Origin of the sequence: Streptomyces sp. N35, from assembly GCF_016464295.1 — a bacterium.
Classification (GTDB): Bacteria; Actinomycetota; Actinomycetes; order Streptomycetales; family Streptomycetaceae; genus Streptomyces.
On record NZ_JAEIMH010000073.1, the window covers coordinates 1 to 14,319 of the forward strand.

18 protein-coding genes, 1 tRNA gene and 3 pseudogenes are annotated in these 14,319 nt (G+C 68.5%); 6 read left to right on the plus strand and 16 right to left on the minus strand.

Annotated features, from left to right (window positions below; genetic code table 11):
* Nucleotides 1-1,225: BTAD domain-containing putative transcriptional regulator (locus JAO81_RS31505; RefSeq protein WP_307813916.1), on the minus strand; the 1,225-nt coding region annotated here is incomplete at its 3' end.
* Nucleotides 1,226-1,443: 218 nt separating this feature from the next.
* Here JAO81_RS31505 and JAO81_RS31510 point away from each other — a divergent pair.
* On the plus strand, nucleotides 1,444-2,085 hold the full coding sequence (locus JAO81_RS31510) for a hemerythrin domain-containing protein (RefSeq protein WP_199551376.1): 642 nt from the start codon (nucleotides 1,444-1,446) through the stop codon (nucleotides 2,083-2,085).
* Between the two features lie 59 nt (nucleotides 2,086-2,144).
* Nucleotides 2,145-2,585, plus strand: coding sequence for a DUF4267 domain-containing protein (locus tag JAO81_RS31515; RefSeq protein ID WP_199551377.1), 441 nt, complete (start codon nucleotides 2,145-2,147; stop codon nucleotides 2,583-2,585).
* Nucleotides 2,586-2,730: 145 nt separating this feature from the next.
* Here the strand turns inward: JAO81_RS31515 and JAO81_RS31520 are convergent, their stop codons facing one another.
* The gene (locus JAO81_RS31520; RefSeq protein WP_199551378.1) at nucleotides 2,731-2,988 is read right to left on the minus strand and encodes a hypothetical protein; all 258 of its coding nucleotides are present in this window, start codon (nucleotides 2,986-2,988) and stop codon (nucleotides 2,731-2,733) included.
* Between the two features lie 57 nt (nucleotides 2,989-3,045).
* Here JAO81_RS31520 and JAO81_RS31525 point away from each other — a divergent pair.
* Both JAO81_RS31525 and JAO81_RS42940 read left to right on the plus strand, forming a co-directional pair.
* Nucleotides 3,046-3,405 (plus strand): annotated as a pseudogene (locus JAO81_RS31525) (hypothetical protein); the annotation flags it as partial.
* A 286-nt stretch (nucleotides 3,406-3,691) separates the two neighbouring features.
* Nucleotides 3,692-4,165, plus strand: coding sequence for a hypothetical protein (locus JAO81_RS42940; protein ID WP_307813918.1), 474 nt, complete (start codon nucleotides 3,692-3,694; stop codon nucleotides 4,163-4,165).
* Between the two features lie 15 nt (nucleotides 4,166-4,180).
* Here JAO81_RS42940 and JAO81_RS44110 read toward each other — a convergent pair.
* The 13 genes and pseudogenes from JAO81_RS44110 to JAO81_RS31585 form a co-directional block, all read right to left on the minus strand.
* Nucleotides 4,181-4,276 (minus strand): annotated as a pseudogene (locus JAO81_RS44110) (AAA family ATPase); the annotation flags it as partial.
* A gap of 138 nt (nucleotides 4,277-4,414) precedes the next feature.
* Nucleotides 4,415-4,723: a hypothetical protein gene (locus tag JAO81_RS31530; RefSeq protein WP_199551380.1), complete on the minus strand. Its 309-nt coding sequence runs from the start codon at nucleotides 4,721-4,723 to the stop codon at nucleotides 4,415-4,417.
* A gap of 647 nt (nucleotides 4,724-5,370) precedes the next feature.
* Nucleotides 5,371-5,655 carry a hypothetical protein gene (locus JAO81_RS31535; RefSeq protein WP_199551381.1) on the minus strand — a complete coding sequence of 95 codons (285 nt, stop codon included), beginning with the start codon at nucleotides 5,653-5,655 and terminating at the stop codon, nucleotides 5,371-5,373.
* 177 nt (nucleotides 5,656-5,832) lie between these two features.
* Nucleotides 5,833-6,144 (minus strand): hypothetical protein, encoded by a 312-nt coding sequence (locus tag JAO81_RS42945; protein WP_233416197.1) that lies wholly within the window; start codon nucleotides 6,142-6,144, stop codon nucleotides 5,833-5,835.
* Between the two features lie 178 nt (nucleotides 6,145-6,322).
* Entirely contained in the window at nucleotides 6,323-7,588 is a 1,266-nt protein-coding gene (locus tag JAO81_RS31545) for a M48 family metallopeptidase (RefSeq protein ID WP_199551382.1), read from the minus strand.
* 318 nt (nucleotides 7,589-7,906) lie between these two features.
* The gene (locus JAO81_RS31550) at nucleotides 7,907-8,443 is read right to left on the minus strand and encodes a GNAT family N-acetyltransferase (protein ID WP_199551383.1); all 537 of its coding nucleotides are present in this window, start codon (nucleotides 8,441-8,443) and stop codon (nucleotides 7,907-7,909) included.
* Nucleotides 8,444-8,601: 158 nt separating this feature from the next.
* A tRNA-Tyr gene (locus JAO81_RS31555) sits at nucleotides 8,602-8,681 on the minus strand.
* Between the two features lie 153 nt (nucleotides 8,682-8,834).
* A complete protein-coding gene (locus JAO81_RS31560) occupies nucleotides 8,835-9,674 on the minus strand; it encodes an alpha/beta fold hydrolase (protein ID WP_199551384.1) in 840 nt (279 codons plus the stop codon).
* 102 nt (nucleotides 9,675-9,776) lie between these two features.
* Nucleotides 9,777-10,295: a hypothetical protein gene (locus JAO81_RS31565; protein WP_199551385.1), complete on the minus strand. Its 519-nt coding sequence runs from the start codon at nucleotides 10,293-10,295 to the stop codon at nucleotides 9,777-9,779.
* A gap of 327 nt (nucleotides 10,296-10,622) precedes the next feature.
* Nucleotides 10,623-10,895 (minus strand): annotated as a pseudogene (gvpJ, locus tag JAO81_RS31570) (gas vesicle protein GvpJ); the annotation flags it as partial.
* Nucleotides 10,896-11,157: 262 nt separating this feature from the next.
* Nucleotides 11,158-11,526 carry a low affinity iron permease family protein gene (locus JAO81_RS31575; protein WP_199551387.1) on the minus strand — a complete coding sequence of 123 codons (369 nt, stop codon included), beginning with the start codon at nucleotides 11,524-11,526 and terminating at the stop codon, nucleotides 11,158-11,160.
* Nucleotides 11,527-11,543: 17 nt separating this feature from the next.
* The gene (locus JAO81_RS31580) at nucleotides 11,544-11,960 is read right to left on the minus strand and encodes a hypothetical protein (protein ID WP_199551388.1); all 417 of its coding nucleotides are present in this window, start codon (nucleotides 11,958-11,960) and stop codon (nucleotides 11,544-11,546) included.
* A gap of 218 nt (nucleotides 11,961-12,178) precedes the next feature.
* Entirely contained in the window at nucleotides 12,179-12,334 is a 156-nt protein-coding gene (locus JAO81_RS31585) for a DUF6131 family protein (protein WP_199551389.1), read from the minus strand.
* A gap of 288 nt (nucleotides 12,335-12,622) precedes the next feature.
* Between JAO81_RS31585 and JAO81_RS31590 the strand changes: the two genes are divergently transcribed.
* On the plus strand, nucleotides 12,623-13,393 hold the full coding sequence (locus JAO81_RS31590; protein WP_199551390.1) for a hypothetical protein: 771 nt from the start codon (nucleotides 12,623-12,625) through the stop codon (nucleotides 13,391-13,393).
* Nucleotides 13,394-13,514: 121 nt separating this feature from the next.
* Here the strand turns inward: JAO81_RS31590 and JAO81_RS31595 are convergent, their stop codons facing one another.
* Complete coding sequence (locus JAO81_RS31595; RefSeq protein ID WP_199551391.1) at nucleotides 13,515-13,688, minus strand: CsbD family protein; 174 nt, start codon at nucleotides 13,686-13,688, stop codon at nucleotides 13,515-13,517.
* Nucleotides 13,689-13,922: 234 nt separating this feature from the next.
* Between JAO81_RS31595 and JAO81_RS42950 the strand changes: the two genes are divergently transcribed.
* Entirely contained in the window at nucleotides 13,923-14,093 is a 171-nt protein-coding gene (locus JAO81_RS42950) for a hydrophobic protein (protein WP_233416198.1), read from the plus strand.
* The last annotated feature ends 226 nt before the right edge of the window (nucleotides 14,094-14,319 follow it).

The following is a 14,319-nucleotide window of genomic DNA, read 5'->3' on the forward strand; positions in this document are numbered from 1 at the left end:
CGCCGCGCCGCGGCGGGGAGGCGGAGAGCAGCGGCCCCAGCGCGTCCGCGAACTCCCCGGGAGGAACGCTCGCGGCCCCCTGCCGCAGCGCCCCGACCCACGCCCACGCGGGCGGTGCGCTGTCCACCTCGGGACAGCGCCCGGTGGCCACGAGCCACCCGTCCCGCCCGAGCCGCGCGCCGAGCTGGTCGAGGAGCGACGATTTGCCGAGCCCCGCTTCGCCGGTGACAAGCGCGACGCGTATCCCCTTGGTGGCGGCCTCCCCGGCGGCAGCGCACAGTGCCGCGAGCTCGCTTTCGCGGCCCACGAACGTAGGCTCCCGGCCCGCGAACGCCGTAGCGCCCGGCCCGTTGTCCGCGGCCGGCGGCGTGGTTGTGTCGGGCTGGGGCTGGGGCTGGGGCTGGGGCTGGGGCGCGGGCGGCGGGGGGACGGCCGCGCGCAGGACGTCGGTGCGCTGGGTGAGGATCGCCTGCTCCAAGGCCATCAGGTCCGGGCCGGGATCGAGGCCGAGCTCGTCGGCGAACACGGCGCGGGCGCGACGGAGCGTGGCCAGGGCGTCGGGCTGGCGGGCGCCGCCCCCCCCCGCCGGGGGGGGGAGGGGCCCCCCCCCTTCGCGCAGGGGAGCGTCGCGGGTGAGGCTCTCCGCCTCGGGTACCACCGCCGCGGGGTCGCCGAGCCGCAGTCCCGCCGCCGTGCGCAATTCCCGGGCGACCAAGCGGAGTTCGTCCAGCCGTGCGGTCTCGGCGGCGGCCCAGGGCTCATCGGCGACCTCGGCGAACGCGGGGCCCCGCCACAGTGCGAGCGCCTCGTCGAGACGGGCGTGTGCGATACGGGGATCGGCGCACGTACGGGCCTCGTCGAGCAGATCCTCGAAGCGCCAGGCGTCCACCGCCTCCGGCGGCAGCCGCAGTGCGGAGCCCGGCGAGGCGCTGACCAGCAGGCGTGCCGGGGTCCGCGGGGGGCGGCCGGGGTCCAGGGGGCGCCGCAGGTTCGACACATACGCCTGCAACGAGGCCAGGGCGCGCGACGGCGGTTCGCCTCTCCATAGGTCCTCGACCATCCGGTCGACCGGCACCACCTGCCCGCGCGCCGCAACGAGCAGGGCCAGTACGCCGCGCTGCCGGGGGCCGCCGAGCGGCACGGACCCACCGCCGGCCTCGGCGGCGAACGATCCCAACACCCGTACCAAGACCATGAGGTGGCCCATCGTACGCGCGTTCGTCACACGTTTTCGTCACACGCGTTCGTCACACCCGTTCGTCACATGCGTGCACGCGTTCGTCACACGCGTTCGTCACATGCGTGCACGCGTTCGCCACACGCGTTCCAAGTCGACTCCAAGTGCTCTCCAAGACCCCGGGAGCAGTCTTCAACACATCGAGCGGAAGACGGCCCGGAGCAGACCGACGAAGGCCGCACCAGACGGATGAGGGGCAAGAGCAGATGAGCGTCAACACGCAGGACATGGAGATCGTCCACCGCGCCTTCCGCCGTGAGACGCGGCTGCTGATGGAGCTCGTCGCGGCGGTCGCTCCCGGCGACACCGCCCGCGCCAAGGTGATCGCGGATCACTTCCGCGACTACCGGCTGGGGTTGAAGAACCACCACGAGGGCGAGGACGAGTTGCTGTGGCCGCCGCTGCTGGCCCGGGTCGATCTGGAGGCGGACATCGTCCTGCGCATGGAGGCCCAGCACGAGCGCGTCGAGGCCACCATGACCCGCCTCGACAACGCGTTTCCGACGTGGGAGGCCGAGGCCGGAGCCGGCGAGCGAGACACCCTGGTGGCGGCTCTCGCCGATCACCGGGCGGTCCTGCTGGAGCACCTCGACGACGAAGAGGCCACTCTTCTCCCGCTCGCGGCCAAGCACCTCACCGAGCGGGAGTGGGCCTCCCTGGGGGACCACCTGGTAGCCCACACGCCCAAGCTCACGTTGCTCACGCTCTTCGGCCTCGTTCTGGAGGACGCGAACCAGGCCGAGCGCGCCACGCTCCTGTCCGCTCTCCCCGCACCGGTACGCGGCATCTGGCACGTGATCGGCCGCCCCCGCTACGCCCGCCACATCCGCCGCGTCCGCGCGGCCTGAACCGGCCGATTCCTCCCGGCACTTGTCGCATCCCACCCGAACCTCGCAAGGAGACCACCATGACGCTCAAGACCGTCAACACCGCCGTGACCGCTGCCCTCGTCCTCTTCACCTTCTGGTTCGGCGGACAGTTCATCCTGACCCCCGAGACCGTCGCGCCGACCTTCGGCCTGCCGAGCTGGCCCTCGGGCGACGGTGGCGGCTTCCTGATCCTGAAGGGCATCCGCGATGTCGGGAGCGGCCTGGTCATCGGCGCCCTGCTCCTGACCGGTCACCGCCGCGCCATGGCCTGGGCCCTGCTGGCCGAGTCCCTCATCCCCTTCGGCGACATGAGCAACATCCTCGCCCACCAGGGCTCCACCGCCGCGGCGTTCGGCGTCCACGGCCTGACAGCGGTGGCGATGGTCATCCTCGGCCTCCTGCTCCTGCGCGAAACCCGCAAGCCCACTCCGGCCCCGGCGCCCGTCGAGGCGACCACTCCGGTCCCCGCGCTGCGCTGAACGCAGGAAGCGAAACCCGGTGAACGCCTCGGCCAACTCGGTCGAGGCGTTCACTTGTCGGCCCGGTCGAATCCGCCGGCCGGCAGAACTGCTTCGGACGATCGCGTACGTGGGGTGCGCCTGAACGTCACGCGGAGGGCACGCCCTACTCGTATACGCGAGCGGCGCTGAGCGCGCGGGCGAACAGGGTCCAGTCGCCCTGTGGGGACAGCACCTGATCGAAATTGGCGTGCCAGCCAGGGCACGCCTCGACCCAGGCCGTGAGCGCCGCCAGGAAGCGGTCCAGTGTCTGGTTCTCCCACTCGGATCCGTGCCGCGCATGGTCCTCGCGCAGGCGTGCCAGGAACGCGACCATGGCTTCCCGATCCGGCAGTTGCTCGTCGGCTTTGAGGAGGGCTTCCATGCCGGGCACCGTACAGGGCCCGTACGCTGAGCCGCGTGGAGATGCCGCACGTTTCTCACACTCTATGAGTCCGCTTTGAGGGCTGCGGGCGGGCCGATCTTCGAGTACTACCAGGACATCAAGCATGCGGTCGGTGACGACGAGGATGATTTCGTGTCGATCGCCGGTCCCGACGATCTCTGGCAGCACATCCAGCCCGGCGGTGAAGTTTGGGTTGGGCGGGCCGGCCCCGGCGACGAGGGTGTCTACGTCTCGGTGGAGTGCGAGTGTGCCTGGGATCCTGAGCACGGCCTTCAGATCGTCTTCCGCGGCGGCCGTTCCGTGTCGAAGGTCGGTCAGTGTGACGGGCACCTCACCAACGCGAGTGCCTATGACGACAAGACTCTGGCCGGAGTCGTCTATCACCGCCTTGGCTGACCCGAGGCCCGTGGGTTGTGGATCAGTTGGAAACAGAGGTCCGCGCAGTCTCGATGGGGCAGCCCACCTATTGGTGCGGACTCTTTCCACTGTGTTGGTTCTTGGCCGTGTTGCTATGGAGGGGTCTGCGGGAGGCGTTTGTTGCCGACTCCGGATGGCGGTTCACGGGTCGGGAGGCGTGGGATGTCGGTGAGATTTGAAGTCGCTCGCTTGTGCAGGTGCTCGCGTTGGCGGGGAGCCGTGGAGACATAGAGTGGCTCTTCGGCAACGTGGCAGGGGTAAGGCCGTGGAGATCAGCGTCCAGTGGATCCGGACGACCTGGACGAAAGAGTCCCGGGGAGGGGAAGCCGCGACTCGAAGGAACGCGGCTCCAGTCGGCTTCGCTCTTCCGCACGAGCAGGCCTCGTGGGCGCACGTCGTCCGCATGCATGAGCGGGACGGCTTCGAGCCCTATGACAGCCGGGAAGACCTGAGCAAGGTCGATGTCCAGCTCCGTGAAGCCGATGGTCGGCTGAGGGTGTTCCCCCGAGTGCAGCCCTTGTTTGCTTTGCCGCCCCGGCCGCGACGGCCTCCAGCTGTCCGGCTCGTCCCTGGTCAATGGGTCCGTTGGCAGGTCAACTACCGCTTCAGCAGCGCCCTGGGGATCCGGGGGTGGACGTACTGGCTGGACACGTTCAACATCGCATACGGCCCAGTGGACGCTGATGTGTTCTTGTCCGCGCCCACTGTGTTCATCGACGAGCGTGGATCCCTCCGGTAGCTCGAGGGGCCGTGGTTACGCGTTAGATCGTTCTGCCTGGGCTTTGGTCTGCTGGAGGCGGTAGGAGTAGGTGCCAGTCTCGATGATGTTGTCGCCGAAGGTGAGGCGATCGCCACGGAGTTCTTTTTCCTCCCGCACTCGACAACAAACGCCTCCCCGACTCACGTACGTAGCCAGCCGTGGCTGAATGAGACGGAAACTGAGACGGCTGGCTAAAGGCAGGTACACGATGCGGTGGCCCGTGGTTGCTCAGGTTGCTCCGTCAGGCTCCGGCTTCCGCAGCGCATCCCATAAGTAGGTGGTGAAGCGGCAAAGCACTTCGAAGGGCACTTCCTGCTCGCCATCGAAGCAGACGCTTGGTGGCTTCTCCTCGTCAGGGTCGAACGCCAACACCGTTACGGCTGCGATGCCGGGCAGATGCTCGGATGCCGGCCAGTCGACTGGGGCGGGACGGGCTTCGCTCAGCTCGAAATGCCATGCGCTGGGCGTCCCAGTGCATGTGGAGAGAACGTAGAAGTAGTCGCCCCGGAACTCCCAGCACTCAGTGCGGTCCCTCACTACGTAGACCTCCCTCTTCGTCCCGAAGCAACTCACGCAATCAGAAACTCACTGTTCGGTTGGCGCACCTGCCCAGGGATCCCAGCGCTGAAGGGCATCAGCCTCGCTCAGCCCGAGCCTGCTCGCAGCGATCCGCCGTTCTCGAACCTCGGACCAAGTCCTCGGTCGGTAGCCCGGACCCCCGCAGCCGCACGAGTGGAAGGTGATTCCGGCTCGCAGTGTGGCATCCAGGGCGCGCCATGCCCGCGTGTCCCGACGCGGCGGAATCGCTACGTCGAAACCGGCGTTGATCATCGGTGTGCGGCAGTGAGGGCAGAGGTGCTCACTGTCCGGGTGCAGACTCTGCTTGAACGACAATCGGCAGGCCAAGCACACAAAGTGGCGCTTGTAGGTGGTTGCGTACCGACACATGGCCGCAGAGTAGCGAGAACCTCACAGAGTCGGACATCGATTTGTTGAGTGCCCGCTTTCCACTGTGTTGGTGGGACGTCGGCCTGTGCCCGGGGGTACTCGCCTGCGTTCATAGGCGGCCGATGACGGGATCTGCTGGTGCCTTCGGGCCCGCCTGAATGGCGGTGAACGTTGGTGAATGGGACGGAAACTGAGACGGATGGTGGAGCCGATCGACTGGGGGCGCCCAGGCCTCGCTATGCGTCGGGGGCCAGCCGAGCGAAGCCCTGGGGCCACGCATCCGCATCGAGCTCGTAGCCGTCGATCAGGAAACACTGGGGCTCGTCCCGGAACCCTGGAAGCTGACAGGCCAGCGCCATGCGCTGCTCCGCCCGCTCGCGAGTCGAGTAGATCCCGAGCAACTTCACGTCGTCACCCTCTTGTTCGTCCATGACGACAACCCCGCCTTCATGGTGAAGGATGCCTCCGTCCGGACCGGCTTGGTTCTGGTGAGCAACGTGCCAAAGCGGGAAGACGATCACGTCGACAAGGTACGCCGCTGACTGGCCCGTTGGGAGTGGCTTCTTCGTCCCGAAGCACTTCGGGTGAGTGCTCGAGCTGGGGGTGACGACCCCTCACCTGCTGAGATGGTTCACAGGCGTGCGTGGTTGTCCGGTCCCGCGCGCCCGCGTTGCCACGCAGTTGGTCGCTCACTCTGCTCAGACGGCGCGCATGACCTGGGCCAAGCCGTCCGGGGTGTATTGCACTTCTGGCGGCGGGCCAGGGCTGCCTTGATAGGTGACACCCTCGATGGTGACCTTGCCCGTAGCCTGGGGCAGTGGCAGATGCTCAGTCCGACCGTCGGCGGGTCCTCCGATGAAGACCACCAGAACGGTGATCGAGTTCGGGTCCATCGAAGTAGTCGCGTCCACACGTTTACCGCCCTGGGCGGCCGCGTCCCCTTCCGAGCTGCCGCAACCCGCGAGCGCGACAAGCAAGCAGGAGCAGCTCGCCACCTTGAGTATTCGCACCCACGCGTGCTGACAGGGGCAGGCCGTGCTGCCTACGCCAGAGACGATCTTGTGACCTTGTGGGCAGTGTAGTCCAGCACGAGGTAGTCGTTTGGTGGGGGAGCGGGCGACGGGAATCGAACCCGCGTAGCTAGCTCGGAAGCCTGCTCCGGCGACATGCAGGGCGGAGCAGACGCTCTTACCTCCGCCGCATGTGCAAAGGCCCGCGGGCCGCGACCGCCGAGATGGCGTGGGTCAGTTCGCGGTCGATGGCTTCGGCCTGCTGGCGGGTGCATGCGACGCGCGCCTCGTCGTAGGCGCGCTGTTCGGCCAGGGCCAGGCGCAGGTGGGTCGGTGGGTGGGTGTCGTCCTCGTAGTGCCACTTCAACTGGCTGACCCGCAGCAGGCGTTCGCGCTCGTGGTCGGGCAGGTCGAGGGCTGCGCGGGCCGCCTCGCGCCAGGGCTTGCGACGCCAGTCGAGCAGACCGTCCACGAGCAGTTCGTCGAGCGCCTCGACAGCCCTGTCGGCGTGCAGCAGCCGCTCGGCCAGACCGTACGCGGCTTCGCTGGAGGCGGTGCGGGCGGCGAGTTCGTCGGCGAGGAACTCCGCTCGGGTCGCATCGCGCAGGCTGAGCCGGTCGATCAGCCGCAACAGGCCGTCGGCCGCGTACCACGGCCAGCGCAGCACACCGTGCCCGAACCAGTACCGCAACCGCCCGCCGCGCCACCGGCCCGGATCGAGCCAGTGCCGCCACCAGGCCAGCGTCCCGAGCGCGTTGCCGACGACCATGCCGTGCCGGGTGTCGCCGTTGGTGAAGTGACCGAGCTCGTGACCGAGCAGGGCGACCCGCTGCTGCGGTGTGAGCGTCTCCCAGAGAGTGAGCCCCACGCACAGCACCCGCTGCCGGGGCCGGCGCGAGGTCACGTACGCATTGAAGCCGGGCTCGAGGACCACGAGATCCACACCACGCGTGCCCACCTCCCGCGCCACCTTGTCGAGCAGCGCGAACAGGCGGGGCGCGGCACTCCGGTCGAGCGTCGGCAACTCCGGGTGCAACGGCGGCACCCAGGGGCGCAGCACCGCCGAGAAGAACAGCAACACGAGGCCGAGCGAGAGACTGAGCGGGTTCCACCAGCCCGTGACGAGCAGCGCCACCGCACCACCCGCGAGCGCCACGGACGCTCCGACGACGCCGCAGGACAGGGCGTACGCGGCGATCCGCGCAGCCGTCCAGCGCGAGCGGCGCCCGAAGTCCCCGGTCCTGACCAGCTCCCGGTAGATCTCCTCGGCCCGCTGACCGGCGACCTCGGCGCGCCGCTGCGCGGTGCGGTCGAGGCCGAACACGAACAGCTCGGGCGCCACGTTCCAGTCGCAGGCGCGGCACCAGACCACATGGTCCTGGTGCACCGGCATCCCGGCCCCGCACTGCGGACACGGCTCGCTCTCGACGCGCTTGGTCTCCATCGTCGGCCCCCCGCTCTCAAGCTCCCCAGGACAACGACGCGTTGACGGCCCGAGCGGTTCACCTACATCGCGACCTGATCGGTCAGCGCCTGTCCGGCCGGGAATCTGCTGCCGTATGACGGCTGGTGGACCGGGTGTTGTCGACTGAACGCGAGCGGGCTCGCCGCCCGGTGTTCCGGTTGTACGTGAGCGCGCTCGCCGCCCGGTGTTCCGGTTGTACGCGAGCGGGCTCGCCGCCCGATGTTCCGGTTGAACGTGAGCGGGCTAGCCGCCCTGCTACCCAGTTGTACGCGAGCAGGCCACCGCCCAACTCCCCGGTCACATGGGCAGCGACAGCAGCTGTACGGGACCTGAGGGCCAGCGCGCGTCATCGCGCAGTGGCGTCACCATCGTCCGCAGCGGCATGGTCACCAGCCGGCCCTCGGGTTGCTCGACGCGGACCTCCTCGTGGAGCGGGTGCCATCCGAGTCGCTGGTAGAGCGGTACGAGGGGAGGCCGGCAGAACAGGAGCGCGTGCTCGGGCCCCATGGTGCGGGCGTGTTCCAGGGCAGCGGTGACGACGACTCGCGCCAGGCCCCTCCCTTGCATGCCGGGCGCGACGGCCACCCCGCCGACGCCCACCACCTCTGTACGTGTGCCGCTGATCGCGACGGGAAGCCGCAACAGACCGGCGTGCGCCACGAGCCTGCCTTCGAGTCTGATGCCGAAGTGGTCCTTCTTGGGCAGCCAGGTCAGTCCGGTCGAGGCCACCCCGAAGGGATCGTCACCGGTGCCGAGGATCTGCTCCAGGTCCCTCTTCGTGTACTCGGCGAGGCGCACCACGGTCGGTGTGTGCGGGGGTCGGTTCGCAGGCATGACCACATCATGATCGCGCCGACGGCCCTGGGCCAAACGCGATCGAGCCGCCCGCCGGAGTTCCCCCGTGGCGGACGGCTCGCGTCAGCAAGGTGTTCAGAGATCAAAGGCGGTGGCGGCAACGTAAGCGTCTTGGGCCGCTGGACAACACCGGCCGGGGCCGGCGGCGGGATTCGAACCCGCGTTGCTCTCTTTACAGGAGAAGTAGCCGCAACCTGCGCACCTGAACGACGCCCACGGTAGCCGGATCCCGACCACGCGGCACCCGAATTTCGCTCACCTCCCCGCCCTGGCCGCACACACGGCGGCCGGCCAGAGGGTCAGCAGTTGGAGAAGGTGCAGATCTGGAGGAGGTGCAGATGCAGATTGAAAGCCCCCGCCGCGAGCGGACTCAGGACAGGAAGTCCTTCAACAGCCGGTTGACCTCGGCCGGTTGCTCGGTGGGCAAGGAGTGGTGGGACGCCTGCTCGAGCACGGTCACGGTGGCGTGCGGCAGCAGCTTGCGGGCCGTCGCGGCTACTTGGCGCGTGTCGTGGGCTTTGCTGCGGCCGGCGAGGAGAACCAGCGTCTCGACCGCGGAGGCCTTGAGGTCTTCCGCGCGCGGGCGCCGCATGCGGAGGGACTTGGGGCGCGGGGCGTCGGCCGTGGCGGCGAGGAACTCGCGCCAGACCGTGTTCTCGGGAAGGCTCCCGGTCTCCCAGCGGTGGAAGGCGAGCACGCGCCGAGCGGTGGGCCGCGCGAGCATCGGCAGCGCGCGCAGCACGTACCCGCTGCGCAGCCCGGCGAAGCAGCCGGTCGGGTCCAGCAGCGCGAGCCGGCTGACCCGATCCGGGGCGTGCAGAGCGTAGTTGAGAGCTGTCCACGCGCCGTACGAGTGGCCGCACAACTGGACGCTGCCCAACCCCAGTCCGTCGAGCAGCGCGTGGAGCCACGCCGTCAGGTCCTTGCCGCTCCGCAGCGGCTGCCCGTCGTTCCGGCTGTGCCCCAGGTCGCCGAGCAGGTCGACGGCGTATACGCGATGGAGGTCGGCGAGGGCTTCTGCGTTCGCGAACCAGGAGACCGAAGCAGTACCGCCACCCGGCAGGAGGACGAGGGGCGTGCCGCCTTCCGGCCCGCTGACGTGCGTACGCGTGCGGCCGTAAGGGGTGGGGATGTCAACTGCCTCGACCTTTACGGGCCACTGCCCGAGGACCGCGTCGTACGCCGCGAAGAACGCCTCGCTGTCAGCCACCTGTTGCCCTCTCACCGGGATTGTCCGACGGTCGGCAGTCTCGCTGAGGAACGTTTCCGTCCGCTGGGAAAGCGCCCGTACGGCGGCAAGTGAGCTGCCTGGTCAGTGGCCGCCCTTCGGGCGCTCGCACCCGCCTTCCAGGTACACGCCGTGTTCCTCGAGCCGGGCTCCCTGAGGGCCGACGCTGCCGTCGAGGCACACTCCTGATACGGCATCGGACAGGTCGAGCGTGAAGAGCACGAGGCCACCGGATTCGTAGAGGTCGAGCACTCGCGACTGCGGATAATCGAGGGCCCGAAGCGTGTCCTGAATCCCCGCCGCATTCGGGGACTTCTGCTCCGACAGCGCTTCTTGCAGGTGCTCGCGATGTGCCGCACCTTCGCACGCACCACGCGGTGACAACCGGAGCGTCTGCAAATAGCCGTGATTCTCCGCCCACTTGGGGTTCTCTGGCATCGACCCATCGCCCACGCCCGGCGACTTCTCGGCAGAGGGCCGCACCGTGGACTTGTCCGCGCATCGGTCGCGGATGTCCTGCAGGGCGCCCGGAAGTTCAGGCTCGGCCGGGGTTGCGGCAGCAGAGGGCGTCGCGGACTCATCGGCAGCGGGCCCGACTGCCACCGTTGTGTCTCCGTCTCGCCCGTCCGCGACCTGGTCACCGCAGGCGCTGACCCCGAAAGCACCCGCCACCAGGGCGGCAACCGCTATGGCGCGCGGTGTGTGCACAGTTCGTCTCGGCATGCCTGCAGTATCCATGGACCTGTCCGCGGCATGCCTGCGGTATCCATGGACCTGTCCTCGGCAAGCCTGCGGCATCCATGGACCTGCCCTCGGCATGCCTGCGGCATCCATGGACCAGTCTCGGACGGCCCACCTTCCTGCCGACCGGGCGGACGCGGCAGGGGCGTTGGCTCACTCCAGCGACTCGGCCTTGCGGCTGGGGATGCGGCCGGACTCGGTGATGCCGCCGATCAGGTCGGGCAGGCCTGGACTCCGGTTTGGGCCGGCTTCCAGGTCGAGGCGGTTGCAGGCCTCGGCGAAGCGCAGGTACGTGTCGACGCTGGCGACGACGATCCGTATGTCGATCTTGAGGATCTCGATGCCAACCAGGGAGACGCGGATGAACGCGTCGATGACGATGCCCCGGTCGAGGATGAGTTCCAGAACGTCGTAGAGGCCGCTGGTGCCGCCCGATCCACCGCCTTGCCGCGCCACAGTCATCGCGATCGGCCTTCCTGATCAGTCGTGCGTGACGCAGGTCGGTGCCAGGCCTACGCGTTTCGTCTGTGTCAGGCGCCCGGCACGCGGAATCCAACAGAAAGCCGGGCCGCGTGCCGGGCCATGTTCGGCCTGAGGGCGTCGGGTGACCACACTTGCGGGAGGCAAACACAGGCGCGCGTCGTCCCTCCGCGCGGCCTGCCCGGCGGGCGGCCCCTGACGATGGCCGTGGCCGTGGCGATGGCAGCGGCAGACCTGGCGCGCGCTAGCTCTGCTCTTCCATGCTGATGGCGTCGCGGAGTTGATCGGTCGCGGCTCCTGATTCCTCGCGCTGGATCTCCAGGAGCGCGGCAGCGATGGCATCGAGTTTCCGCTGGATGGCGTGCTCGGCGCGCCGTTCGGAGTTCTTCAGCAACGCCAAGAGCAGCAGAGCCACCGCGGACATGGCTTCGCCCACCATCAGCAGCCACTGGGTGGGCAACTTCAGCGTGTGCGCGGTGATCGCACCGGCGACCAGGACGAGGCACACGCCGAAGAAGGCGGGCGAGCTGGTGAAGTTCGACGCGTGTTCTGCCAGGCGTGTGAAGCGTCCCTGCCGGGCGCCATCGCGGTCCGCGGGGTGTTGAGGCGCCATGCGATCACCGGCCGAGTTCACGACGCCGGCCCGTCGCCAGGCGCTCCCAGGGACCAGCCGGACACATCGGAGACTTTCCCGCGCCACAGAGAAGCGGTCGCGTTCCCGGGCACGGACAGGAAAGTGACGTCGACGAGATGGATGAACGCGTGCAGGCCGTCCCCGGAGCTCTCCTCCGCCGTCCCCAGGGAGGATCGGACGAGGTGCGCGAGATGCGCCATGTGATCCGCTCGGTCCTCCTCACCTGTCGCCGCCGCCACCACTTCTTCCCAGCGGTCGGCCCAGGCGCCGGATCCGACCAGGCTGCCTGCGAGGAACCCGCCCGGCGTGGTCAGGCAGATCTTCAGGCTGGCCTCCGGCTGCGCGTCGACCAACCGGAGCAGAATCTCCAGATGGGCGTCGGCTGCCGGAAGAACGGCACTGTTTTCACTCACCACATGTCCTCTCTGGTACGCGCCGGGGGAGCGCGTCTTGTACGTGTCGGGGGAGCGCGCCCCGTGTGCATCGGGCTGACGCGGTTGTGAGCGGTACGTACGAAACCCGGGCCGGGACCGCGCGATGCGGACGGGCCCGGCGGAGGGGATCTCCGCCGGGCCCGCGCTGAACCAGATGTCATCTGTGGATCGCTACGAACCCGCAGGGGTGACACCGCTCAGTAGTAGTGCTTGCGTCCGCCGACCATGCGTCCGGTCGTGCCGAGGATCCACAGAACCGCCCCGACGACCAGGAGCACAGCGCCGACAAGCGTCAGCAGTGAAATACCGAGCAGCAGTCCGAGGATGAGCAGGATGGCACCAATAACGATCATGTCGTTTCCGATCTCGAGGCTCTTCGGCGCGTACGGACCCTCGCGCCGCGAGTATCCGCACGCGCCCTCTCCCTGTCCGCTGCGCAACGCGGACCGGTGACAGCAGGGCCGACCGCACGATCGGCCGCTGTCGGAACGTTGTGTGCCAACTCCAGGTGCCCGGCAATGTGCCGTCCATGCCTGCCAGTGCAGAACCTCCGTCCGCTTCCGGGTACGGACTCGATGCTGTGGAGGCGTACGTGTTGGCAGTTGATCGAGACGACTGAGCCGACCCGCTAGCGTGTTGACGTGCACATCCTCGATGACCCCTGCTTGTCGCCGCGCGTCGCGAGTCTCCTGGCGCGTGCACGGCGCGGCCATGAGATGCCCGCCGACCGCATACGTGCACGGGCCCGCGCGGAAACTCCCGACGGGGAGGAAGCGGCAGCGCCGCCTGGGGCCGTCGAGGCGATGATTCGTTTCGAGGAACGCTACGGCGGGCTGTGGTACCCGCTCCTCGGCCCCAACGGCATGGAACACGGCCTGCACGGCGAGGCCACCGTCTACCTCACCAGCGACGGCTGGACCTTCCCCGGCATCCACGATGGTGACCAGACCTGGTCGGTCGACGTCCTCCCGGACGAGCGCACCGCCATGACGCTCGCGGGACGTCCCCGGATCATCAACAGCAGCATCCTTCAGCGCTTGGAGTCCCACGCCCAGTTGTCACAGGTCCGGGAGTGGCCCCATGCGACCTTCGCTGTCGCCACCGAACCTGGCCGGGAGCCGACGGTCACCGAAGCCGGCCTCCCTGCCCTCGACGCCGAGGCAACCGGGCCCGCCGACAGGTGGTGGGTCGACAGCGGGACCGCGATGCATCTGAAGCTTCACAAGTGGTGGGGCGAGGAAGACATCTGGGTCGCGCGCTGCTTCGCGGAGCGGGCCGAGAACCTGGCGCCCACGGTCGATGCGCTACGGCACGCCGTGACTGATGCCGCGTGGCGGGACGAGGACTGGTGCGGGCTGTGCACCCACTTCAGGCAGCCGGCCCAAGCCTGCCTTCCCGACGCAGGCCGGTGACGTACGTAGGCGGCCGCGGTTCAGCGGTGCGGGTTGCCTTGTTCCGGCAGCGCGCGCCTGCCTCATGTGTGTGGCCGGCCTCCACAAAGGAGACCGGCCACACATGAGGAGCAGGCGCGGGTCAGTGCTTGCCGATGTCCTTGGTCTTCTCCTTGGCCTGGCGTGCGTCACCCTTCATCTGCTGGGCGCGGCCTTCATCGGCGAGACGGTCATTTCCTACCGCGCGGCCGGCGTTCTTCTTCGCGGCACCGACGGCCTGGTCGGTCTTCGCCTTGGCCTTCTCATTGGCGCTCATGCTCACTCACACTTTCTTGGCGTCGACAACAGGTACTTCCCTCCGTCTGGCCCCCGTCGCGCACGCCAAACATGATCGCCACTCAGGCATTTCATACAGCTCATCTGCATGAAGCCGTAAAGACGGGGAATTGCGCGAGCGTGCTCGAATACCCGGAAACCCGCGACGGAAACTGCCCATTCCCGTGTTTGTCGATGTGAGTTCGGAGCACATGATCGCCAGGAGGTAATAACAATGGTTCCCCTGCTTCTGGTTCTTCTTCTGGCTCTGATCCTTTTCGGCGCGGGTTTCGCCTTGAAGGCACTCTGGTGGGTCGCGATCATCCTGCTGGTGGTGTGGCTGCTCGGCTTCGTGATACGTCCCGCTGCGAGCGGCGGCCGTAGGAGTCGTTGGTACCGATGGTGATCCGCACGTGAAGCCTCAGCCGAGGTGACCGAGCCTGCCGAGGGAGGCCGGCGCGCACGCGGGCGGGGCGAGGGACTTTCGGCTGGTCATGACAGTCCCTTCGTCCCGGCCCCGCGTACGCGCGCGGCGAATAGCCTGGCGAGCCGTCCCCCGAACGCGGCTACTGCAGTGGTCAGCAGGCAGCGGACCACGGGGGTGGCGGTACGGGGACTGCGCTGGACCGGGT